At 67.0% G+C, this 21,452-nt stretch carries 17 protein-coding genes, 3 tRNA genes and 3 pseudogenes; 11 read left to right on the top strand and 12 right to left on the bottom strand.

Going from position 1 to position 21,452, the window contains the following annotated elements; all coding sequences use genetic code 11:
• Positions 1-127: 127 nt before the first annotated feature.
• From lon to V6M57_RS08800, 3 genes are all read left to right on the top strand, one after another.
• The gene (gene lon / locus V6M57_RS08810) at positions 128-2,563 is read left to right on the top strand and encodes an endopeptidase La (protein ID WP_332814611.1); all 2,436 of its coding nucleotides are present in this window, start codon (positions 128-130) and stop codon (positions 2,561-2,563) included.
• Positions 2,564-2,623: 60 nt separating this feature from the next.
• Positions 2,624-2,699, top strand: a tRNA-Gly gene (locus V6M57_RS08805).
• A gap of 61 nt (positions 2,700-2,760) precedes the next feature.
• Positions 2,761-2,834 (top strand) — tRNA-Cys (locus V6M57_RS08800).
• A gap of 59 nt (positions 2,835-2,893) precedes the next feature.
• On the opposite strand, the gene V6M57_RS08795 is transcribed toward V6M57_RS08800, so the two are convergent.
• From V6M57_RS08795 to V6M57_RS08785, 3 genes are all read right to left on the bottom strand, one after another.
• Complete coding sequence (locus V6M57_RS08795) at positions 2,894-3,667, bottom strand: hypothetical protein (RefSeq protein WP_332814610.1); 774 nt, start codon at positions 3,665-3,667, stop codon at positions 2,894-2,896.
• 309 nt (positions 3,668-3,976) lie between these two features.
• Positions 3,977-4,738, bottom strand: coding sequence for a hypothetical protein (locus tag V6M57_RS08790; RefSeq protein ID WP_332814609.1), 762 nt, complete (start codon positions 4,736-4,738; stop codon positions 3,977-3,979).
• 162 nt (positions 4,739-4,900) lie between these two features.
• Positions 4,901-4,993, bottom strand: a tRNA-Leu gene (locus tag V6M57_RS08785).
• 206 nt (positions 4,994-5,199) lie between these two features.
• On the opposite strand from V6M57_RS08785, the gene V6M57_RS08780 reads away from it, so the two are divergent.
• On the top strand, positions 5,200-5,820 hold the full coding sequence (locus V6M57_RS08780; protein WP_332814608.1) for a DUF6806 family protein: 621 nt from the start codon (positions 5,200-5,202) through the stop codon (positions 5,818-5,820).
• 187 nt (positions 5,821-6,007) lie between these two features.
• Positions 6,008-7,336, top strand: coding sequence for an MFS transporter (locus V6M57_RS08775; RefSeq protein ID WP_332814607.1), 1,329 nt, complete (start codon positions 6,008-6,010; stop codon positions 7,334-7,336).
• Positions 7,337-7,352: 16 nt separating this feature from the next.
• Here the strand turns inward: V6M57_RS08775 and V6M57_RS08770 are convergent, their stop codons facing one another.
• Positions 7,353-8,909: a fumarate hydratase gene (locus V6M57_RS08770; RefSeq protein WP_332814606.1), complete on the bottom strand. Its 1,557-nt coding sequence runs from the start codon at positions 8,907-8,909 to the stop codon at positions 7,353-7,355.
• 185 nt (positions 8,910-9,094) lie between these two features.
• Here V6M57_RS08770 and V6M57_RS08765 point away from each other — a divergent pair.
• Positions 9,095-9,406 (top strand): annotated as a pseudogene (locus tag V6M57_RS08765) (DUF4917 family protein); the annotation flags it as partial.
• A 66-nt stretch (positions 9,407-9,472) separates the two neighbouring features.
• Here V6M57_RS08765 and V6M57_RS08760 read toward each other — a convergent pair.
• The 4 genes and pseudogenes from V6M57_RS08760 to V6M57_RS08745 all read right to left on the bottom strand — a co-directional run.
• Positions 9,473-9,880, bottom strand: a pseudogene (locus tag V6M57_RS08760) (ATP-binding protein); the annotation flags it as partial.
• Positions 9,877-10,260: pseudogene (locus tag V6M57_RS08755) on the bottom strand (IS21 family transposase); the annotation flags it as partial. The pseudogenes V6M57_RS08755 and V6M57_RS08760, both read right to left, overlap by 4 nt.
• A gap of 205 nt (positions 10,261-10,465) precedes the next feature.
• On the bottom strand, positions 10,466-10,723 hold the full coding sequence (locus V6M57_RS08750; RefSeq protein WP_332814605.1) for a hypothetical protein: 258 nt from the start codon (positions 10,721-10,723) through the stop codon (positions 10,466-10,468).
• Positions 10,720-10,920 carry a hypothetical protein gene (locus V6M57_RS08745; RefSeq protein ID WP_332814604.1) on the bottom strand — a complete coding sequence of 67 codons (201 nt, stop codon included), beginning with the start codon at positions 10,918-10,920 and terminating at the stop codon, positions 10,720-10,722. Before V6M57_RS08745 ends, V6M57_RS08750 begins: the two co-directional genes overlap by 4 nt.
• A 134-nt stretch (positions 10,921-11,054) precedes the next feature.
• On the opposite strand from V6M57_RS08745, the gene nhaA reads away from it, so the two are divergent.
• The 4 genes from nhaA to V6M57_RS08725 all read left to right on the top strand — a co-directional run bounded on the left by nhaA (position 11,055) and on the right by V6M57_RS08725 (position 15,602).
• The gene (gene nhaA / locus V6M57_RS08740; protein ID WP_332814603.1) at positions 11,055-12,365 is read left to right on the top strand and encodes a Na+/H+ antiporter NhaA; all 1,311 of its coding nucleotides are present in this window, start codon (positions 11,055-11,057) and stop codon (positions 12,363-12,365) included.
• 109 nt (positions 12,366-12,474) lie between these two features.
• Positions 12,475-13,629 carry a sensor histidine kinase gene (locus V6M57_RS08735; protein WP_332814602.1) on the top strand — a complete coding sequence of 385 codons (1,155 nt, stop codon included), beginning with the start codon at positions 12,475-12,477 and terminating at the stop codon, positions 13,627-13,629.
• A 5-nt stretch (positions 13,630-13,634) separates the two neighbouring features.
• Positions 13,635-13,880 (top strand): hypothetical protein, encoded by a 246-nt coding sequence (locus tag V6M57_RS08730; RefSeq protein ID WP_332814601.1) that lies wholly within the window; start codon positions 13,635-13,637, stop codon positions 13,878-13,880.
• Between the two features lie 507 nt (positions 13,881-14,387).
• The gene (locus V6M57_RS08725) at positions 14,388-15,602 is read left to right on the top strand and encodes a DesA family fatty acid desaturase (RefSeq protein WP_332814600.1); all 1,215 of its coding nucleotides are present in this window, start codon (positions 14,388-14,390) and stop codon (positions 15,600-15,602) included.
• 352 nt (positions 15,603-15,954) lie between these two features.
• Here V6M57_RS08725 and crcB read toward each other — a convergent pair whose 3' ends face one another.
• From crcB to V6M57_RS08710, 3 genes are all read right to left on the bottom strand, one after another.
• On the bottom strand, positions 15,955-16,338 hold the full coding sequence (crcB, locus tag V6M57_RS08720; protein WP_332814599.1) for a fluoride efflux transporter CrcB: 384 nt from the start codon (positions 16,336-16,338) through the stop codon (positions 15,955-15,957).
• A 101-nt stretch (positions 16,339-16,439) separates the two neighbouring features.
• Positions 16,440-17,495, bottom strand: coding sequence for a GNAT family N-acetyltransferase (locus tag V6M57_RS08715; protein ID WP_332814598.1), 1,056 nt, complete (start codon positions 17,493-17,495; stop codon positions 16,440-16,442).
• Positions 17,496-17,718: 223 nt separating this feature from the next.
• Positions 17,719-19,323 carry a methyl-accepting chemotaxis protein gene (locus V6M57_RS08710; RefSeq protein WP_332814597.1) on the bottom strand — a complete coding sequence of 535 codons (1,605 nt, stop codon included), beginning with the start codon at positions 19,321-19,323 and terminating at the stop codon, positions 17,719-17,721.
• Between the two features lie 210 nt (positions 19,324-19,533).
• Here V6M57_RS08710 and fumC point away from each other — a divergent pair, with 210 nt between their 5' ends.
• Positions 19,534-20,922 (top strand): class II fumarate hydratase, encoded by a 1,389-nt coding sequence (fumC, locus tag V6M57_RS08705; protein ID WP_332814596.1) that lies wholly within the window; start codon positions 19,534-19,536, stop codon positions 20,920-20,922.
• 137 nt (positions 20,923-21,059) lie between these two features.
• Here the strand turns inward: fumC and V6M57_RS08700 are convergent.
• Positions 21,060-21,452: sigma-70 family RNA polymerase sigma factor (locus V6M57_RS08700; protein WP_332814595.1), on the bottom strand; the 393-nt coding region annotated here is incomplete at its 5' end.

Raw genomic sequence — 21,452 nt, 5'->3', positions numbered from 1 at the left:
GTAGCCGGGCCTGTGGTCATTTGTCATCAGCGAAGCGAGTCATTCGTCATCGGCGCGGCGCGAAGCGCCCGACGGGTTGAAAATAGCCGCTGGCCGCCCAACTGCGGCTGGACAACCAAGGATCCTCATGTCCGGACACATCCCGCTTCCCGCCACCCCACTCGAGCTGCCGCTGCTGCCGCTGCGCGACGTGGTGGTGTTCCCCCACATGGTGATCCCGCTGTTCGTCGGCCGGCCCAAGAGCATCAAGGCGCTCGAGGCGGCGATGGAGGCGGAGCGCCGCATCATGCTGGTGGCGCAGAAGGCCGCGGCCAAGGACGAGCCGTCGGTCAACGACATGTTCGAGGTCGGCTGCATCTCGACCATCCTGCAGATGCTCAAGCTACCCGACGGCACCGTGAAGGTGCTGGTCGAGGGCCAGCAGCGCGCGCAGGTGGACAAGATCGTCGAGGGCGAGCAGCACTTCGTGGCCACCGTCACCCCGGTCGACCCGGCCGAACAGGCGGCCAGGTCCAGCGAGGTCGAGGCGCTGCGCCGCGCGGTGATGCAGCAGTTCGACCAGTACGTGAAGCTGAACAAGAAGATCCCGCCGGAGATCCTCACCTCGATCTCCAGCATCGACGATGCCGGCCGGCTGGCCGACACCATCGCCGCCCACCTGCCCCTGAAGCTCGACAACAAGCAGGTCGTGCTCGACCTGGCCGACATCAAGGGCCGGCTGGAGAACCTGTTCGAGCAGATCGAGCGCGAGGTCGACATCCTCAACGTCGACAAGAAGATCCGCTCGCGCGTGAAGCGCCAGATGGAGAAGAACCAGCGCGACTTCTACCTGAACGAGCAGGTCAAGGCGATCCAGAAGGAGCTGGGCGAAGGCGAAGAGGGCGCCGACATCGAGGAGATCGAGAAGAAGATCAAGGCGGCCAGGATGCCCAAGGACGCCCTCAAGAAGGCCGAGGGCGAGCTCAAGAAGCTCAAGCTGATGTCGCCGATGTCGGCCGAAGCGACCGTGGTGCGCAACTACATCGACGTGCTGGTCGGCCTGCCCTGGAGCAAGCGCACCAAGATCAAGCACAACCTCGGCCACGCCGAGGACGTGCTCAACGAGGACCACTACGGCCTGGAGAAGGTCAAGGACCGCATCCTCGAGTACCTTGCCGTGCAGCAGCGCGTCGACAAGGTCAAGGCGCCGATCCTGTGCCTGGTCGGCCCGCCCGGCGTCGGCAAGACCTCGCTCGGCCAGTCCATCGCCAAGGCCACCGGGCGCAAGTACGTGCGCATGGCTCTGGGCGGCATGCGCGACGAGGCCGAGATCCGCGGCCACCGCCGCACCTACATCGGCGCGCTGCCGGGCAAGGTGCTGCAGTCGCTGTCCAAGGTCGGCACGCGCAACCCGCTGTTCCTGCTGGACGAGATCGACAAGCTGGGCACCGACTTCCGGGGCGATCCCTCCAGCGCGCTGCTGGAGGTGCTGGACCCCGAGCAGAACCACACCTTCAGCGACCACTACGTGGAGGTCGACTTCGACCTGTCCGACGTGATGTTCGTGGCGACCTCCAACTCCATGAACATCCCGCCGGCGCTGCTGGACCGCATGGAGGTGATCCGCCTGGCCGGGTACACGGAGGACGAGAAGACCAACATCGCCATCAAGTACCTGCTGCCCAAGCAGATGAAGAACAACGGCGTGAAGGATGGCGAGCTGGCGGTCACCGAGGACGCCATCCGCGACATCGTGCGCTACTACACGCGCGAGGCCGGCGTGCGCTCGCTGGAGCGCGAGCTGTCCAAGATCTGCCGGAAGGTGGTCAAGGGCCTGCAGTTGAAGAAGATGACGCCGCAGGTGTGCGTCAGCGCCGAGAACCTCAACGAGTTCCTCGGCGTGCGCAAGCACAACTACGGGCGCGCCGAGCAGCAGAACCAGGTCGGCCAGGTGGTCGGCCTCGCCTGGACCGAGGTGGGCGGCGACCTGCTGACGATCGAGGCGGCGCTGATGCCGGGCAAGGGCAACATCCTGCGCACCGGTTCGCTGGGCGACGTGATGAAGGAGTCCGTGGAGGCCGCGCGCACGGTGGTGCGCAGCCGCGCGCGGCGCCTGGGCATCGCCGACGAGGTGTTCGAGAAGAAGGACCTGCACATCCACGTGCCCGATGGCGCCACGCCCAAGGACGGACCAAGCGCCGGCGCCGCGATGACGACGGCGCTGGTCTCGGCGCTCACCGGCATCCCGGTGCGGGCCGAGGTTGCGATGACCGGCGAGATCACGCTGCGTGGCGAGGTCACCGCCATCGGCGGCCTCAAGGAGAAGCTGCTGGCGGCGCTGCGCGGCGGCATCAAGACGGTGCTGATCCCCGAGGAAAACGCCAAGGACCTGCAGGAGATCCCCGAGAACGTGAAGAACGGGCTGGAGATCGTGCCGGTCAAGTGGATCGACAAGGTGCTGGAAGTCGCGCTGGAGCGCCAGCCGACGCCGCTGGCCGACGACGAGGCGCGGCCCGCGGCGGCGCCGTTGCCGGCGGGCAAGGGCGATGGCAAGCCGGGCGTGCCCGCATCGGTGAAGCACTGAGCGGATTTTTCGCGCAGCCCGACAGGAGGCCTGAATTTGCCCCTATAATGGCGGACTCACGCGGGAGTAGCTCAGTTGGTAGAGCGCAACCTTGCCAAGGTTGAGGTCGCGAGTTCGAGACTCGTCTCCCGCTCCAGTCAACGACGGGAAAAAGGGAAGCACCTCGCTTCCCTTTTTCTTGTCACCCTGGCATCGACGGCGCGGTAGCAAAGCGGTTATGCAGCGGATTGCAAATCCGTCCAGGCCGGTTCGACTCCGGCCCGCGCCTCCATCAGGAACAGCCCCGCAGCGGGGCTGTTTTTTTTTCCTCTCCCTGCACTCGAGGCGGGCTCAGTCGAGCGACAGCGTCGAGCCGTCGTTGCCCTTGACCATGCGGACCGACTCGACGGAGACCGAGCCGGCGCCGATGAAGGCGTTGGCCGATGCCAGCGATCCGTTGCTCCCGCCGGTCGACGATGCGACCGAGGAACGCGCCTGCACCTCGATGTTGTAGACGCCCGAGGACAGGTTGGGCGCCACGAAGTTGAAGGCATTGGCATTCAGGGTCTTGAGGATCAGCTGCAGTTCCTCCGGGCTGGTGCAGGTCACCACGCCGTTCGCGTCGGCCGTGCAGTTCAGGCCGGCGAACTTCGCGTTGAGGGTCTGGACCCGGTCGCAGAACACCACGCCGGAGGTCTGCTGGGCCGTGGCATCGAGTCCGCTGGTCGGCATGGCATAGACCGGCGTGCCGCCGCCAGCCGGCACCAGCTTGATCCGCACGCGGATCGTCCCGCGGGCCTCGGCCGTGTCGTACGAATTCGTCCCGGTATCCCGGCTCTTGACCGTGGTGTCGGTGACGATCCCGCACTGCAGCGAGGCGCCGAAGAACAGGTCCTTCTGGCTCGCCATCTTGATCTGCTGGCGCAGGATGGGCTGCCAGTCGGAATCGCCATTGCCGCAGGTGCCGCTCAGGGTGTTGCACGCCGGCAGCGACACCAGCGAGCTGTAGGCGAAGGTGGCCTTCGCGGACGGGGTGCCGCTCTGCGCGGCGGCCGTGCCGCCGAACACGAGCGCTCCGATTCCCAGTGCCAGGGCGAATGCGGTCTTGAGTGTTCTCTTGATCATCGAGGATGCTCCTTGTCGGTTGGGTTGGATGGTTGAAGGTGCGCCGGGTGTCGGCCCCGCTGCGGCCGCAAGCGGAGCCGGACACCCGGCACGGCAGAACTTAGGCTGGCTGGGCAGCTTCGGCATCCCTCGGCTGTCCTGACTCAGCTGGGTCGGACGTACTGCCGTGCTTGGGTCGCTGCGAAGCGCCGGCAGAGCGCGCCGTGGCGGCGGCTGCGACGGGGGCCGCCGGACAGCCGCGGGATCGCACGGCCAAACGAGGGTGCGCGTGAAAAATGGCCGCCGGCGCGAACGGCAAGCGTGCCGTCGTCAGCGGCTCGACTGGGCGCCCCGGATGGCCAGGCCAGCTTCCACCAGAGGCAACACCAGGTACTCCACCCGCCGGTCGCCGGCGCTGCTGCCCGATTGCAGGTGCAGGCGGAAGGGCCCGCTGCGACTGTCGTCGGTGCGCGTCCAGTTGATCGTGGTGGCCGCACCCGGCGCGAGCTTGGGAGCCACGTAGACGGTGGTGCCCACCCGGTCCGCGACGGTCACGTGCAGGGTGTCCTTGCTCGTGGCCTCGTTGCGGATGAAGACGGACATGGCCTGCGGAACGGGCGGCAGGCGCACCAGGTCGGCGGTGTCGACGTGCACCTGCCCGTCTTCCCGCACGTGCCAGCCCATGCTGCCGTGGAACTTCTGGTCGGGCCCGGCCGTGTAGTGGTTGTCGCACGGGATCGGACCCCAGGAGCAGGTCTTCTCATCCGCGACCGAATCGGCATAACGGTCCAATACCGCCTCGACCTGGGCGGCCGTGGGGCCGTGTGCCCGCAGCCGCGCCGGTTGCACGGCCGGGTCCGCCGCATGGGGCGCCGCCGTCGGCGGCGCCTGCCGCCAGCCGGCAATGGACGCAGCTTCGCTGCGCATCCGTGGCGCCGGCACGGCCGGGGCGGTGGCGGCCTGGGTCAGGGGCGCAGCGCTCACCGTCGTCGGTGTCCACGTCTGGGCACGCTCGGGTTCGCTGCCACCGCCACAGGCGGACAGCAGCGAGAGGACAAGGAGGCAGGTCGGCGTGGCGGAACGGATCGGCATGTCGGGGCGTCGTGGCGGCACACGGTGCGTGCACTTCGATGCCCTATTTCACGCCTGAGGCACATGCCCCAACAGGCCGACATGTCCCGCAGGGCCCGAGTGGCTTGTCCTGCCCGGTGCAGGACATTCGCGACCGCCGCCCCGACGGCAACTCGAGCCTGCTGGTGCACGGGACGGGACTCGAACCCGTACGCTCCCTTCCGGGTGGGCGGCGGGTTTTAAGCCCGCTGCGTCTACCGATTCCGCCACCCGTGCAGGCCTGCATGATAGTCACCGCTGCGCGCGCCAGTGGCCCTGTTCAGGTCTGTGACGGCTGGATCGCCCCGCCGGCCGTGGGCGGACCGGGGCTCCTGTGGAGCAGCTCCAGCGATCTGTTGGCTTAAAATCAGCGTTTTCTTCCGGCGCCGCGCAGCAAGCCGATCGCGCCGAAGCCCGCCGGGGGCAGCACACAGGCGGACAGCATGGCGAACTACGACAACGCCCCCTTCGAGATCCACGTGCACGGTGACGTGCCGCTGCGCGCGGACGTGACCTACGCGCAATTGCAGGAGGCTCTCAAGCCCCTGTGGACCTACGCCGGCGCCAAGTCCCTGGCCGACGGCGCCGAGAGCGCCTACGAGGAAGAGCCGGGCATCCGCTTCGACGCGCACGAGCACCTGCTGACCCTGTGCTGGACGGTCGGCGGCGACCAGGACTTTCGCCAGTCGCTCGACGAGATGTGCATGAGCCTCAACGAACTGGCCGAAGAGGGAGCGGCCATCGAGGTCAGCTTCTACGACGCCGAGTTCGACGAGGACGAGGAGCCGCCCGAGGCCGAGGCGCGCGACGATTTCCTGATGCTGTTCGTCGGCCCCACGCCCGCGGCGATCATGCAGGTGCAGCGCGACCTCCTGGTGGAAGACGTGGTCGGCCTGATGGAGCGCCACTTCGACAGCCAGGAGCTCGGCGGCGTGGTGGCCGAGATCGACCGGCTGTTCTCCGAGCGCTTCGATGCGCTGGTCAACTCGCTGGAGATCGGCAAGCCGCCGCGCGGCGGTGGCGGCGGGCACGGCGGCGGGCGGCGGCCGCGGCATCTGCACTAGGGCGCGCCGCGCTGCGCGCGGCTCTGCTTGGGGACTAGGGACCAGGGACTGGGGACTAGGGAAACAGCCGGGAAGGCCGTTCCCGGGTGCAGCCGATACTCGCCCCCTAGCCCCTCAGCCCCTAGCCCCTAGCCCCTAGCCCCTAGCCCCTAGCCCCTAGCCCCTAGCCCCTAGCCCCTCCCCACGCATGCTCTTCTCCCCCGACGCCCTCAACCCCGGCGTGCGCAAGCGCGAGGTGTTCGGCTGGGCGATGTACGACTTCGCCAACTCGGGCTACACCACGGTGGTCATCACCGCCGTGTTCGCAGCGTATTTCGTGGGCGGCATCGCCGGCCAGGCGCCGTGGGCCACCTTTGCCTGGACGGCGGCGCTGAGCGTCTCCTATGCCATCGTCATGCTCACCATGCCCAGCATCGGCGCCTACGCCGACCTGCGCGCGGCCAAGAAGCGCCTGCTGGTCCTGGTGACGGCAGGGTGCGTCGTCAGTACGGCGGCGCTGTCGCTGGCCGGGCCGGGCTCGGTGGCGCTGGCCGTGCTGCTGGTCATCCTGTCCAACACCTTCTACAGCTATGGCGAATCGCTGACCGCCGCCTTCCTGCCCGAGCTGGCGCGGCCCGAGGCCATGGGCAAGGTCAGTGGGTGGGGCTGGGGATTCGGCTACTTCGGCGGCATGCTGGCCCTGGGCATCTGCCTGGCTTACGTGCTGTGGGCCCAGGGGCAGGGCATCGCCGCGCGGCAATTCGTGCCGGTCACCATGCTGCTGACGGCGCTGATCTACGGGGCGGCCGCGCTGGTGACGTTCCGGCTGCTGAACGAGCGCGCCCGGCCCAATCCGCAGGCACTGCAGCAGGGCGGGCTGCGGGCCTCGCTGCGGCGATTGCAGGCCACCTTCCGGCAGGCGCGGCATTACCGCGACTTCATGTGGCTGCTGGTTTGCCTGGTGTGCTACCAGGGCGGGGTTGCCGTCGCCATCACGCTCGCCGCCATCTATGCCGAGCAGGTGATCGGGTTCCGGCAGCAGGAAACCATGGTGCTGATCTTCGTGCTGAACTTCGCGGCCGCCGGGGGCGCTTTCGCCTGGGGCTACCTGCAGGACCGCATCGGCCACAAGCCGGCGCTGGCGCTGACGCTGGTGGGCTGGGTCGCCACCTGCGTGATCGCGGCCATCACCACCACCAAGGGGGGCTTCTGGTGGGCCGCGGCGATCGCGGGGCTGTGCATGGGGTCGAGCCAGTCTTCGGGCCGCGCGCTGGTCGGCATGTTCGCACCGCGAGCGCAATCGGCCGAGTTCTTCGGCCTGTGGTCCTTTGCCGTGCGGCTGGCCAGCATCATCGGGCCGCTGAGCTATGGCGCCATCACCTGGGCCACCGGCGGCAACCAGCGCGCGGCGATTCTCTCGACCTCCGTGCTGTTCCTGGCCGGGCTGGTGCTGCTGCTGAAGGTGGACGTGCAACGCGGCCGCCAGGCGGCGCAGCAGGCCGAGGTGCCGTTGCCGGGCGAGTGGGCGCCCGCCTGACGCCCGGTGCCGCCGATCAGGCGGTCTTCTCGACCCGGATGCCCTTGAACTCGCCGCTGGCGATGCGCCTGCTCCACTCGGCCGGGCCGGTGACGTGCGCACTGGTGCCGCCGGCATCGACCGCCACGGTCACCGGCATGTCGACCACTTCGAACTCGTAGATGGCTTCCATGCCCAGGTCCTCGAAGCCGGCCACGCGGGCCTTCTTGATCGCCTTGGAGACCAGGTAGGCGGCGCCGCCCACGGCCATCAGGTAGGCCGACCGATGCTGCTGGATCGCCTGGATCGCCTCCGGGCCGCGCTCGGCCTTGCCGATCATCGCGATCAGCCCCGTCTTCGCCAGCATCATCTCGGTGAACTTGTCCATGCGGGTCGAGGTGGTCGGGCCCGCCGGGCCCACGGCCTCGTCGCGCACCGGGTCGACCGGGCCGACGTAGTAGATCACCCGGTTCGTGAAATCCACGGGCAGCTTCTCGCCCCGGGCCAGCATGTCCTGGATGCGCTTGTGCGCGGCGTCGCGGCCGGTGAGCATCTTCCCGTTCAGCAGCAGGGTGTCGCCCGGCTTCCAGCTTGCGACTTCCTCGCGCGTGAGCGTGTCGAGGTTGACGCGCCTGCTCTTGCCGGTGTCGGGCATCCAGTCGACCTTGGGCCACAGGTCCAGGCTGGGCGGATCGAGGTACACCGGGCCGGAGCCGTCGAGCACGAAGTGCGCGTGGCGCGTGGCGGCGCAGTTGGGAATCATCGCCACGGGCTTGCTGGCGGCGTGCGTCGGATACAGCTTGATCTTGACGTCCAGCACGGTCGTCAGGCCGCCCAGCCCCTGCGCGCCTATGCCCAGCGCGTTGACCTTTTCGTACAGTTCCAGCCGCAGTTCCTCGACCTGCGTGAGCTTGTCGCCGCGCGAGGCCCTGGCCTGGAGTTCGTACATGTCCAGGTCGTCCATCAGGCTTTCCTTGGCCATCAGCGCCGCCTTTTCCGCCGTGCCGCCGACCCCGATGCCCAGCATGCCGGGCGGGCACCAGCCGGCGCCCATGGTGGGCACGGTCTTGAGTACCCAGTCGACCAGCGAATCGCTCGGATTGAGCATGGCCAGCTTGCTCTTGTTCTCGCTGCCGCCGCCCTTGGCAGCCACGGTTACGTCGACCTTGTCGCCGGGCACGATCTCCGTGAAGGCCACCGCCGGCGTGTTGTCGCGGGTGTTCTTGCGGGCGAACAGCGGATCGGCCACGACGCTGGCGCGCAGCGTGTTGTCCGGGTGCTTGTAGCCGCGCCGCACGCCTTCGTTGATCGCTTCTTCCAGGCTGCCCGTGAAGCCTTCGAAGCGCACGTCCATGCCGACTTTCAGGAACACGTTGACGATGCCGGTGTCCTGGCAGATCGGCCGGTGGCCGGTGGCGCTCATCTTGCTGTTGGTCAGGATCTGGGCGATCGCGTCCCTGGCCGCGGGGCTTTGCTCGCGCTCGTACGCGCGCGCCAGGTGGGCGATGTAGTCGGCGGGGTGGTAGTAGCTGATGTACTGCAGCGCGGCCGAGATGGATTCGATCAGGTCGGCTTGCTTGATGGTCGTCGGCATGGTGTTCGGACGGTGAAGAACGGCGTTGCCCGATTATCCCAGACGCTGTTGAGCCCGCTTCCGCCACGCTTCGGCGGCACTTGGGACGCTTGGGGCAAGCTGCTGTAACGCTGTGCACCTGTACAAAATCAGTACAAAAAGCCCAGGCCAGCTATATTGCTCAGCAATAAGATCAGGAGGAGCGCATGACCGTCCTTACGTTCCAGGCGGCAATCGAAGAGTCTGCCCGGTACAGCAAGCGCCACTTACTGCTGGGGAATGGGTTCAGCATTGCTCTGCGCCCCAACATCTTTGCGTACGGGAAACTATACGAGCAGGCAGACTTCTCCAAGCTGTCACCGACGGCGAAAACCGCCTTCGTCGCGCTAGGAACGCAGGATTTTGAGCGGGTCATCAAAGCACTACGGGACGCCAAGAAGATTTTGGCTGCGTACGGTGGGGCATCGCAGGCAGTGCTCGATACATTGCAGAGCGATGCAGACGGGTTGCGTGAGCTACTGGTGCAAACCATCGCTGCGAGCCACCCAGCGTGGCCGGGAGAGATTTCGGACGCGGAATACGACGGAGATGAACCGCACCTTGTGTCCCGCCATCACGGCACGGTGCGCCAGCGCCAAGGCGATGTGGGTCTTGCCCACGCCGCTCGGGCCGAGCAGCACCACGTTTTCCGCTCGTTCGACGAATGTCAGATGCGCCAGCTCCTGGATCTGCGCCTTCGGCGGTCCGCTGCCGATCGCCCAGTCGAACTGCTCGAGCGTCTTCACCGCCGGCATGGTGGCCAGCTTCATCAGCGTCGTTCGCTTGCGCTGCTCGCGCGCGGCGGACTCGCACTGCAGCAGCTTCTCCACGAAGTCGGCGAAGCTCGCCTCGTCTCGCGCGGCCTGCTGCGCCAGCGCGGGCCATTCCGTGGCCATGCAGGCCATTTTCAATTGCTCGCACAGGCCGGCGATGCGTTGGTGCTGCAGGTTCATGCCGCCACCCCCAGCAGTTCGTCGTAAACGGCCAGCGGGTGCTGCAGACTCTCGATCGGGATCGCCACGCGCACCGGCAGCGCGGTCTGCGCCTTGAGGGCCGGCGCTGGCAGCATCACCGCCTGCTCCTCGGCCAAGCGCGTCGCCGGCACGGCCTTGATGGTCGCGTGCACCCGTGCGTTGGCGATTTCATCGAGCCAGCGGCGCACGTGCGCGTTGGCGACTTCCGATGTGAGCTTCAAGCCGGCTGCCTCCAGGCTAGCTGCCAGCGGCACCAGGAAGCTGCCCTTGAGATAGCCGTTGAACCGCTCGACTTTCCCCTTCGTCTTGGCCCGATATGGCCGGCAAAGCCGCGGCTTGAAGCCGCATTCCTCGGCGAGCTCCCGCATCAAAGGCTCGCCGGGATCTCTTTTCTGTCATGCTCGTCTTGTCCTCGTCGGTAAAAGTCCCGATCGAGGTGTCCATTCAGATTGGACCATGACACTCTTCAGGAGCCGGTCGGACTGGCAGTACCGGCTCGGATAGACGTAGGGGAGAACCTCGAGCGGCATGCAACGGACCGGCACTTCATGCAAGGTCGCAGGGTCAGCGCGATGGTGTGCGATGCTTACGACCGCCCGGTATGTCAGATTCAGCTGGCCCGGACCGGCGTGGCCGCATGAAGCGCGTTGCGGTGGCTGGGTCCATGGCGACATCCGGAATCACCGGCTGGCTGAGCAGGAGCTCCTCCTCACTCACCGTCTGCTGCCCGGTCTGCGCGGCGTGCACGTTGAAGATGAGATCGGCTCCGGCTGGGCTCCGGATCTCATAGGCGAGTTCCACCTGAAGCTGCAGCTGGATCATGCTGTGCCACTGGGTCCTTTACGCTCCGGCTCGCGGTCCAGCTTCTCGCTGGTGCCCGCGCCGCTCGAGCCGCTGCGATGTCCTCCGCCTTGCTGGGTATGGGTACGAGACGCATCTGGCGCTGCCTCCTCCGCGCTGGTTTGATGGGTCTTGTGGTCCTCCTTCACATTGCGGTGTGGGACCTTGGCTGATTTCATGGCCCGCCTCCTTTCTCGATGGGCCTCTTTCTTCCTCTTCATTCGCGGCCATGTATGTAGGAGCAGGCAGCGACTACCTGTTCAAGCAATCGCCGGCGGTGAGAATGAGACTCGCGCCAAGTTGACTGGACGAGATGGAAGACAACCCCACCCGACTACCCAGCCAACCGGTGGCACGTTTCACAAAGCCTTTCATGCGCTTCCTGCGCATCGAAGCGGTGGCCGGCGTGATCCTGTTCCTGAGTACCGTGGTCGCGATCGGAGCTTCCAACTCGGGATGTTCAGCGCAGTTTCTCGGGTTGTGGGAAGTGCCGGTCGGCCTCAAGTTCGGCGGGATCGAGTTCTCGCGTTCGCTGAAGCACTGGATCAACGACGGCCTGATGACGATCTTCTTCTTCGTCATCGCCCTGGAGCTGAAGCGCGAGATGGTCCTGGGAGAACTGCGCCGGTTGCGGCTGGCGGCGCTGCCAGGGGCCGCTGCATTGGGCGGAATGGTCGTGCCTGCTGCTGTCTTCCTTCTCTGGGTCGGCGACGGACCGGGTGCGAACGGCTGGGGCACCGTGATGTCCACGGACACCGCATTCCTCGTGGGCTGCCTCGCGGTGCTGGGCCGGCGAGTTCCGCAGGCATTACGGCTGTTCCTGCTTTCCCTGGCGATTTTCGACGACATCGGCGCGATCCTGGTCGTCGCCGTCGGCTACGGCGGAAGCTTGAGATGGTCCGCCGTGGCCTTGGCGCTGATCGGACTTGTCGCAGTGACCGGCATCGCCCGCCTTGGGTTCCGCAGCATCCCGGTCTACTTTGCGGCCGGAAGCGGTGTCTGGCTCGCGTTCGATGCGTCCGGCATCCACCCCACGCTCGCTGGCGTGATCCTGGGCTTGATGACGCCGGCGAAGGGCTGGGTCAGCGACAGGCGCCTGCGTGGGATCTTCGACCGGGTGACCGCCCGCTCTCCCGGCAACCACTGGGGCGGCGATACGGCCCGCTACGACCTCCAGCAGGCCGGCGTGGCGGCCCGCGAGGTACTTTCACCGATCGAACGTCTGGAGCTCGCGCTCCATCCCTGGGTGGCGTTCACGATCATGCCTCTTTTCGCGCTTGCGAACGCCGGCGTGTCGATGGCCGAGGTCAGCTTCGACGCAACCCTGACGACCGCCATCTTCATCGCCTTCGTTGTGGGCAAGCCGGCCGGGATCGTGCTGTTCAGCTTCCTGGCCGTGAAGTTTCGAGTGGCCGTCCTTCCTGCGCCGCTGACCTGGAGCGTGCTGGCGGCAGGCAGCCTGCTGACCGGCATCGGCTTCACCATGGCCTTGTTCATCGCGGAACTGGCGTTCGATCCCGCACTGGTGGGCTCGGTGAAGCTGGGGGTCATGGGCGCTTCCCTCCTCGCGGCCACGGCAGGCTTGCTGGCGTTGGCCTGTCTCACGATGCCCGCGCGCCGATAAGGGGTGAGCCAACACCCGGTCGCGGGAATACGATGATCTGTCCCTCAGGCCGCGTTCAGCGAAGCGGCTTCAGGCATTGACATGCGGCATGTGCCGTTGGAGGCGCACGATGTATCAGTTCCTTGCTCACAACAGGGAAGAGTTGATCACCCGATGCAAGGACAAGGTGAGCGCACGCCCCCGTCGGTCCGCGACAGAGGGGCAGTTGGTCCACGGCATCCCGATCTTTCTCGAGCAGTTGACGAGGACTCTGGAGGCCGAGGAGAAGGGCTTCTCGGCGGAGGGGACGCGAATCTCGGGCGCGTCAGGCGGGGGCGGTCTCGCCCAATCGGAAATCGGCGTCACCGCGGCAGCGCACGGCAAGGAGTTGCTGGAGCTGGGGTTCTCGGTAGATCAGGTGGTCCACGATTACGGCGACCTGTGCCAGGCCATCACGGATCTTGCCGTGGAACGAGACGCCCCCTTCACCATCGACGAGTTCCGCACCCTGAACCGCTGCCTGGACAACGCGATTGCAGATGCCGTCACGGAGTTCAGCTCGCAGCGTGACGTGTCCAGGGAGCTTGCACAGGCTGCAGTGGAGAACCGGCGGCTCGGCTTCCTGGTGCATGAACTTCGCAATGCACTCGGCACCGCCAGTCTCGCGGTGAGTGCGCTGGAGAACAGCAACATGCCCGTGAGCGGTGCCACGGGCGCGGTCCTGAAGCGCAGCCTTGATACGCTGACGAAGCTTACGGACAAGGCCATCGCCGAAGTGCGCACCACCATGCAGCCGGCGGCGCGAGCGGAAACTTTCGTCGTCGCCGACTTCATCGCAGACGTAGCGGCCGCCGCCCGGCTCGACCCGAAATCAGCCAGTTGCCGGTTCGTCGTGGACTCCGTCGATCCGCAGCTGGCGGTCGTGGGGAACAGGGGGCTGCTGTCTGCGGCGCTCGGCAATCTCCTGCAGAACGCGTTCAAGTTCACTCACGCGGACAGCAGCGTGGAGCTGCGTGCGAGGGCCGTGGAGAACCGGGTGCTGATCGAAGTAGAGGACAGGTGCGGTGGGCTGCGGCCCGGCAGCGCCGAGCGCATGTTCAAGCCTTTCTCCCAACGCACGGATGAGACAACGGGGCTTGGCCTGGGACTTTCCATCGCGCGTCAGAGCGTCGAAGCCGATGGGGGCGTCCTGAGCGTCCGGAATCTTCCGGGCATTGGCTGTGTGTTCACGATGGACCTGCCCTCGCACGCCGTGAGCCCCGCCCAGGAGGTTGGGTCAGTCTAGGTGATATGGACCGAACTTACCTGCTGCGCCGGCTGGGCCGCGTCGAACAAATGATTATTGTCCTTGAGCTGAAGCTTGCGCCTCTGAGAGCTCCGGAGTTGCACCGGTGGAAGAACGATGCAGGAACTCGGCAATTGCTTGGCATCATCAATTGCCTTGAAGAGGCGATTACTGAACAGTACGACGAGCAAGGCAGGTTACTCGACCGCCTCTATCGATTCACACCCGAAGTCTTCCTCGGCTGCCAGTAACGTCGCGAATGCGACGATGGAGAGGCTCGGCCCGCCCTCGTGTTACGTGGCGTAGGGCAGCACGAGGTGAAGTCTGCAGCTTCCCGGCCGCGCGTCGCCCTTTCGGGAGGATGCCAAGGGAAGCGCGATACGCAGCGTAGGAGAGGGACCATTGCCGGTCGCGCTAATGGACGGCTGCCAGGACAAGTGTTTCCTCCGACGATGGGAAGCCGTGGTCCATCCCGCGGCCAACTCAAATGCGTAATCCATTTATGACGAGGAACCCGTTCATGAGCGCATGGCTCAGTTCGGCAAACAAGGTACTGGGAGCTACTCGCGGCCAAAGCGCTGCTGTCGCAAAACGCCATGTCACTTCGATTCAGGCAGAAGCGACCAGACAGGTGCTGGATTTCTGGAGTGGCAAGGTGGCCGGCCCGGCGAAGCGTAAAGGCAGAACACGGCGGTAAGCTTGTTATGCGTCGGCCTTCGTAAGCCGCCTCCGGCACCCCTGCTTCACGAAAGATCTCCATGATGCTTCCCGATTGGCCCCTGCTGAACGCCGTCCTCGACTGGCTCGCGAACGGTATGTGGCACCTGTTCTGGTGGCAGATCGTGCTGTACACGCTAGCGACGACCCACATCACCATTGCCTCGGTTACGATCTTCCTGCACCGCAGCCAGGCGCACCGCGCCCTGGACCTGCACCCGATCCCGTCACATTTCCTCCGTTTCTGGCTGTGGCTGGGCACCGGCATGGTGACTAAGGAGTGGGTCGCCATTCACCGAAAGCACCACGCCAAGTGCGAAGGCGGGGATGACCCGCACAGCCCGCAGACGCGCGGGCTTGAAACGGTCCTATGGCGCGGTGCCGAGCTCTATCGCACCGAAGCGAAGAACAAGGAGACGCTGACCAAGTACGGCCAGGGCACCCGCAATGACTGGATCGAGCGCAATCTGTACTCGCGCTACACCTGGCAGGGCGTGGGCCTGATGCTGATCCTCAACCTGGTGCTCTTCGGCGCCCTGGGACTGACGGTTTGGGCGGTGCAGATGATCTGGATTCCGCTTACCGCGGCGGGCGTCGTTAACGGCATTGGCCACTTTTGGGGTTATCGCAACTTCGAAACTACCGACGCCAGCACCAACATCTCGCCCTGGGGCCTCATCATCGGTGGCGAGGAGTTGCACAACAACCATCACACCTACCCGACTTCGGCCAAGTTCTCGGTCCATAAGTACGAGTTCGACCTCGGTTGGGTCTACATCTCCCTACTGCGCAGGATCGGTTGGGCTACGGTCAAGAAGGTCCCGCCCAAGATGCGGCTGGGCGCCATTCGTGAGGTGCCTGACGACAAGACGCTGGAGGCGCTGATCGCAAACCGGTACGAACTGATGGCGACCTACGCGAGCGAGATGAAGCGGGTCTGCAAGGCCGAGATCGCCGGCCTCAAGGCCAGGCAGCCCGATTTCTCCGCGCTCAAGTCCGCCAAGCGCTGGGTGCACCGCGACGAAGAGCGCGTGCCGGTGTTGGTTCGGTCGCAGTTGGCCGTGGCGCGCGCCGCGTACCCGGAGATCGACAAGATGCTGGCGATGCGCGAAGAGCTGCGCCAGATGTGGCTCAACACATCGCGGTCGCGCGAGCAGCTCGCCGCCGACCTGCAATCCTGGTGCCGTCGCGCCGAAGAAAGCGGCATCGTGGTCCTGCAGCAGTTTTCGATGCGCTTGCGTTCGGCGCACGCCTGAATCAGGTTTCCGCCCGCAGGGGCCACTCCTAGTTAAGCCAGTGTTCAAATGAATGGGTCCAGACCCATTCAGTACCTCTTTCGACCTACGCTGCTGCACACCGTCTGCACGCTGCGCAACACGCTGGCCCACGCCGCTTGGGCCAACGCTTCCACCGACTGCTGACTTAGCTGATGTACTGCAGCGCGGCGGCGATCGATTCGATGAGATCGCCTTGCTTGAGGGTCGTCGGCATGGGGTCAGGACAGTGGAGGGGCGTGTCCCCATTATCCCAAACGCTGCTGAGCACTTTCGTCCGCGGGGTGTCCGATCGGACGCAAGACTCCCCGTGCGGCCATTGAACGTGCGCGGATCAGTGGCGGCGCAGGACGGAAGCGGTGGCCATGCCGGCGAAGGTGAGCAACAGCGACCCCCCCAGGTGCAGGCCGATCGCAGCACCAGCCATGGCCAGCTTTCCGTCACGCAGCAGCACGGCCGTCTCGCCGGAGAAACTCGAGAACGTGGTCAGTCCACCCAGGAAGCCGGTGATGACCAGCAGCCGCCACTGCGGCGCAACGTCCGGGCTGGTGCCGAAGTACGCGAGCGCCATCCCCACCAGGTACGCTCCAATGAGGTTGGCCGCCAGCGTGCCGGGAGGAATGGCGGGAAACAGGAGGTTGAGCCCGATGCCGAGCAGCCACCTGCAGATGCAGCCCAACGCGCCGCCCACGGCCACTGCCACCAGAGAAACGAGCATGTCCCCTCCTGCACGAACTCTAGCAGCAGGCTGCCGGCGGCCGCGAAGGCAAGCGCGAGCCCTGCGCCCGAGCGGCGCGCTCCAGGCCTGGGCAACGGCGCCTAGAGGACCCGACCCCCGCCCAGCATCTGCACCACGCTGCGCAAGGGCTGCATCATCCCCGAGGCACGGAGCAGCTTGCCCGTGCCTTTCCTGGCCGCCCTCAATCCGGTCGCGGCCGACGCCCGCGTCAGGCACCCTTCGACCAGGGGCAGGCCGCCGTTGCCCAGGGCCAGCTTGTAGGCCTCGTCGCCCTTGCCGAAGTCCATGACCCGGTGGCCCGAAGCCGCCGCCGCCTCCGCCATCCTGAGCATCAGCATGTTTCCCGGGGACCAGCTGGCCCAGTCGGGCTCGTACACCGAGAACCACGTGTGCCACACGCGCTCCGATCGCATGCCGAAGTGCGCGGCGATCAGGGTGTCGCCCGCGTAGAGCGCCGACAGGCGGCCGCCGAAGCCCGGTTCGTCGATGGCCTGGATGCGCGCGACCAGCTCGCGGGTCCATGGCCACTCGAAGTACTCGATGGCACCGGTGCGCCGGCATTTGTCCAGCTTGAGGCGGATCACCGTCTGCAGCACGCCGAGGTCGTCCGTGTTCGCCACGAAGCGCAGCGGCCCGACCTCCCGCTCGAGCTTGCGCATCTTGCGCTCGACCCGCAGGACGGTTTCGCTGCGGGCCTTCACCTTGGCCTCGCGCCAGGCCGCGTACCCGCCGGCGAGGTCCATGGCGTGCGAAACGGAGTGCGCCCACTGGCCCGGCGGCCTCTGGTAGGCCGCGAGATGATCGAATTGCCAGTAGCCCAGCCCGGAGCCGCGCAGCAGCTGGTTCCAGTCCCAGCGGGTGCCGGGCGCCGCGATCACGCCATGATGGTCCGACAGGCGCCCCCCTGCGGGCGATCCTGCGCCCCAGCGGCGCTGGAAGGGGAAGAACCCGGCGATCCTGCGGTCATCGTCCTCGAGGAGGGTGACGTAGACGTCATCCCGCACGGCGGCGACGGCGAGCGTGAATTCCGGCGAGAAGTAGGGGCTGGCAAGGGCATCGTTGCGGGCCTGCAGATCCCGCCAGCGCGCCAGGGCTTGCCGGTCCAGTTCATGGGGTTTGATGAGATGGGTGCGCACGTGGGGAGACTGGGCATCGATGACCTTGCCGCGCGACGAAGCGTGGCGCAGCCCTGCATACGACAGAGGATGCCGTAACGGAGGGTGCCAGTGCGGGACTTCGCAGGTCGATAGCCCGAAAGGGCCAGTTCACGACGTCCAGGAACACCTGGCTTCGACTCTTCCGCAGGAAGCGGGCGCGCCGGAAGGCCCCGCCTGCAGGCCGCCGGTGTCCTCGCGAAGGTCAGTGGCTGCCGGCGAGCCGCGGCAGGGAGCCGGCGGTGGCGTGCACGCGCCGGTTGTCCGCTGCGAGCTGGGTCGCGGCGGCATCCTCGGCGCTCCGGTAGATGCCGCAGCCGAGGACGACGCGGTCCACCGCTTCGACGTAGACCGACTTGGGCTCGACCCGGCCGGTCCTGGGATTGAGGATCTTGAAGTCGGTCCAGCCGGAGCCGTACTGGCGGCCCACGTTCAGGATGTCCTGCCCGTACGGCCGGCCATCGGCATCGCGCAGCTCGGTACCCAGAGTGCCGACCAGGCTCAGGTCGGGCGGATAGGCCAGCCGCCGGCCGTCGTCGATCGCCAGCGCGAAGATGTAGTACTCGCCGCGCACGAAGTGGCCGCGGGAGTCGTTGAAGTCCGCGCAGGCGCGCGTGGCGCCGACCTTCTTCAGGTGGGCGACGGCCTCCTTGACCATGGCCACCACCTTGCCGCGCTCGGCTCCCCGATCCAGCTTGAAGCGGCTGACCACGTCGGCCAGGCGCGCGGCCTCCTGTTCGAAGGTGGCGGCCGCGGCGCTGGCTTCCTCCACCAGGGTGGCGTTCTGCTGGTTGGCCGAGTCGATCTGCACCACGGCCTGGTTGATCGCCTCCACGCCCGCCCGCTGCTCGGCCGACGCCATGGCGATCCCTGCGATCACCTCGCTGACTGCCTTGACGCTGCCGACCACGTCCATCATGGTGGCCTCGGCGGTGCCGACCATCTTGCGTCCCTGATCGACGCTGCCGATCGAATCGGCGATCAGGCCCTTGATCTCCTTCGCGGCGGCGGCGCTGCGCTGGGCCAGGTTGCGCACCTCGGTGGCCACCACTGCGAAGCCGCGGCCCTGCTCGCCGGCACGGGCCGCTTCGACGGCGGCGTTGAGCGCCAGGATGTTGGTCTGGAAGGCGATTCCTTCCACCGTGGCCAGGATGTCGCCGACCCGGCGTGCGCTCTCGTCGATTCGGCGCATGGTCGCCGCCAGCTGCTGCATCTGCGCGGCGGCCCTGCCGGCCACGTCGTGGGCGCCCGCGGCCAGTTCGCTGGCGCGCGCGCAGTCGCCGGCGTTCTGCTGGGCGCTGGCGGCCAGTTCCTCCATGCCCGAAGCGGTCTGCTCGAGCGAGGCCGCCTGTTCCTGGGTGCGTTGTGCGAGGTGGTGGTTGCCCTCGGCGATGTCGCGCGCCGACAGCACGATGCCGTCGGCGCTGGAGCGCACCTGCCGCACGATCTCGGCGAGGCGGTCGTTCATCTTCAGGATCGCCGCCCAGAGCCTGGAGGAGTCGCCGTTGCTGGAGTCCTCGCCGAAGCTCTCGCGGCTGTTGACCAGCTCCCCGGCCGAGACCCGCTCGGTCATGCGGATCAGGCGGCTGACGCCGGAAGTCATGTAGGCGTACAGGGCGGCCTGCATGTACACCCCGGCCAGCGCGAACAGGGCCGCCGGCGGCAGCAGGATGGCGGGCGGCCCGCCCATGGCCGCACCCAGGCAGAGCAGCGCCGCCACGACGAGCAGCCCTGCGGCCAGCGCAAAGCCCGCCAGGAAACTCACCCGCTTCAAGAGGGTGAACGCGGGTGTCGACATCCACTTCGGCATGGGGACTCCTCGTGCATGCGCGGCGCAGGGGGCGCCGCCGGCGCTGGCCCATCTTAGGCCGCGGCCGCGCGGCCCATCAAGGTGCAAGGCGCGCCGGGCCGAGCAGCGGCTGCGCCGGTCCGCCCGGCGGCCGGCCGCGCCGGAATGCCGTGCCGGCGAAGGGGCGGCGGCCCTGTGCTACGGTGCACCTGTAACCGGCGAGACAGTGGCATGAACCAACGCACCGAGCGCGACACTTTCGGCCCCATCGAGGTCCCTGCGGATCGTCTCTGGGGCGCCCAGACCCAGCGGTCGCTGCAGAACTTCGCCATCTCCGGCGAGCGGCAGCCGCGCGAGATCATCCGGGCCCTGGCGCAGGTCAAGCGCGCATCGGCCGTGGTCAACCGCGAGCTGGGGCTGCTGGAGGAACGCAAGGCCGGGGCGATCGTGGCCGCGGCCGACGAAGTGCTGGCCGGGCGGCACGCGGCCGAGTTTCCGCTGGTCGTCTGGCAGACCGGGTCGGGCACCCAGACCAACATGAACGTCAACGAGGTGCTCGCCAATCGCGCCAGCGAGCTGCTCGGGGGGCCGCGCGGCGAGGGCCGGCTGGTTCATCCCAACGACGACGTGAACCGCAGCCAGTCCTCCAACGACGTGTTCCCGACCGCCATGCACCTGGCAGCGGTGGAGGGCTTGCGCATGCGGCTGTTGCCGGCACTCGACCGCCTGCAGGCCACCCTGCAGGGCAAGAGCGAGGCCTTTGCCGGCATCGTCAAGATCGGCCGCACCCACCTGCAGGACGCCACGCCGCTGACGCTGGGGCAGGAGTTCTCCGGCTACGCGGCGCAGCTGCGGCAGGCGCGGGCGCACGTCGAAGCGTCGCTGCCGCACCTGTGCGAGCTGGCGCTGGGGGGGACCGCCGTCGGCACGGGCCTCAATGCGCCCGCCGGCTACGCCGACAAGGTCGCCGCCGAACTGGCGCGCCTGACGCAGCAGCCCCTCGTGAGCGCCCCCAGCAAGTTCGAGGTGATGGCTGCGGCCGATGCGCTGGTGCACGCACACGGTGCCCTCAAGGGCCTGGCTGCCAGCCTGATGAAGATCGCCAACGACGTGCGCTGGCTGGCCAGCGGCCCGCGCAGCGGGATCGGCGAAATTGCCATCCCCGAGAACGAGCCCGGCTCGTCGATCATGCCGGGCAAGGTCAACCCGACCCAGAGCGAGGCCCTGACCATGCTGTGCTGCCAGGTGTTCGGCAACGACGTGGCGATCAATTTCGGCGGTGCATCGGGCAATTTCGAGCTGAACGTGTTCCGGCCCATGATCGCGCACAACTTCCTGCAGAGCGTGCGGCTGCTGGCCGACGGCATGAACAGCTTCAACGACCACTGCGCCGCCGGAATCGAGCCGAACCACGAGCGCATCGCTGAACTGGTGGAGCGCTCGCTGATGCTGGTGACTGCGCTCAACCCGCACATCGGCTACGACAAGTCGGCCGAGATCGCCAAGAAGGCGCACAGGGAGGGCACCACCCTGCGCGAGGCGGCCATTGCCACCGGCTACGTGACCGCGGAGCAGTTCGACCAGTGGGTGCGGCCCGGGGAGATGGTCGGACCGAAATAGAAACGGCGCCCGAAGGCGCCGTCCATGTCATTGCGGCCTCGAGCCGCAACCCATCACCCGCCGTCCAACTCGGCCCGAGGGTGGAGCCCGGCTCTCGCCGGAATGAAACGCGAAGTGCGGACGCGACCCCGCACTCATCACAGCGTGTCGATGAACGACCGCAGCTTGTCGCTGCGGCTCGGGTGCTTCAACTTGCGCAGCGCCTTGGCTTCGATCTGGCGGATGCGCTCGCGCGTCACGTCGAACTGCTTGCCGACTTCCTCCAGCGTGTGGTCGGTGCTCATCTCGATGCCGAAGCGCATGCGCAGCACCTTGGCCTCGCGCGGGGTGAGCGAGTCCAGGATGTCCTTGACCACGTCGCGCAGGCCGGCCTGCATCGCGGCCTCGATCGGGGCGGTGTTGCCGGTGTCCTCGATGAAGTCGCCCAGGTGGCTGTCGTCGTCGTCGCCGATCGGCGTCTCCATGGAGATCGGCTCCTTGGCGATCTTCATGATCTTGCGGATCTTGTCCTCGGGGATCTCCATCTTGGC

The organism is Ramlibacter sp., from assembly GCF_036676645.1.
Lineage (GTDB): Bacteria > Pseudomonadota > Gammaproteobacteria > Burkholderiales > Burkholderiaceae_C > Ramlibacter.
The sequence above is the reverse complement of the archived record's forward strand: the minus strand, read 5'-3'. Positions and strand labels throughout refer to the sequence as shown.

What these genes read in the sequence shown, in the direction of transcription:
- crcB (WP_332814599.1), bottom strand. Translation starts at nt 16,338, where the DNA reads ATGCTCGTTTCTCTGGTGGCAGTGGCCGTGGGCGGCGCGTTGGGCTGC.
- V6M57_RS08730 (WP_332814601.1), top strand. Translation starts at nt 13,635, where the DNA reads ATGGACCGAACTTACCTGCTGCGCCGGCTGGGCCGCGTCGAACAAATG.
- V6M57_RS08790 (WP_332814609.1), bottom strand. Translation starts at nt 4,738, where the DNA reads ATGCCGATCCGTTCCGCCACGCCGACCTGCCTCCTTGTCCTCTCGCTG.
- fumC (WP_332814596.1), top strand. Translation starts at nt 19,534, where the DNA reads ATGAACCAACGCACCGAGCGCGACACTTTCGGCCCCATCGAGGTCCCT.
- V6M57_RS08745 (WP_332814604.1), bottom strand. Translation starts at nt 10,920, where the DNA reads ATGAAATCAGCCAAGGTCCCACACCGCAATGTGAAGGAGGACCACAAG.
- V6M57_RS08710 (WP_332814597.1), bottom strand. Translation starts at nt 19,323, where the DNA reads ATGCCGAAGTGGATGTCGACACCCGCGTTCACCCTCTTGAAGCGGGTG.
- V6M57_RS08735 (WP_332814602.1), top strand. Translation starts at nt 12,475, where the DNA reads ATGTATCAGTTCCTTGCTCACAACAGGGAAGAGTTGATCACCCGATGC.
- V6M57_RS08795 (WP_332814610.1), bottom strand. Translation starts at nt 3,667, where the DNA reads ATGATCAAGAGAACACTCAAGACCGCATTCGCCCTGGCACTGGGAATC.
- V6M57_RS08750 (WP_332814605.1), bottom strand. Translation starts at nt 10,723, where the DNA reads ATGATCCAGCTGCAGCTTCAGGTGGAACTCGCCTATGAGATCCGGAGC.
- V6M57_RS08770 (WP_332814606.1), bottom strand. Translation starts at nt 8,909, where the DNA reads ATGCCGACGACCATCAAGCAAGCCGACCTGATCGAATCCATCTCGGCC.
- V6M57_RS08725 (WP_332814600.1), top strand. Translation starts at nt 14,388, where the DNA reads ATGATGCTTCCCGATTGGCCCCTGCTGAACGCCGTCCTCGACTGGCTC.
- nhaA (WP_332814603.1), top strand. Translation starts at nt 11,055, where the DNA reads ATGGAAGACAACCCCACCCGACTACCCAGCCAACCGGTGGCACGTTTC.
- lon (WP_332814611.1), top strand. Translation starts at nt 128, where the DNA reads ATGTCCGGACACATCCCGCTTCCCGCCACCCCACTCGAGCTGCCGCTG.
- V6M57_RS08775 (WP_332814607.1), top strand. Translation starts at nt 6,008, where the DNA reads ATGCTCTTCTCCCCCGACGCCCTCAACCCCGGCGTGCGCAAGCGCGAG.
- V6M57_RS08780 (WP_332814608.1), top strand. Translation starts at nt 5,200, where the DNA reads ATGGCGAACTACGACAACGCCCCCTTCGAGATCCACGTGCACGGTGAC.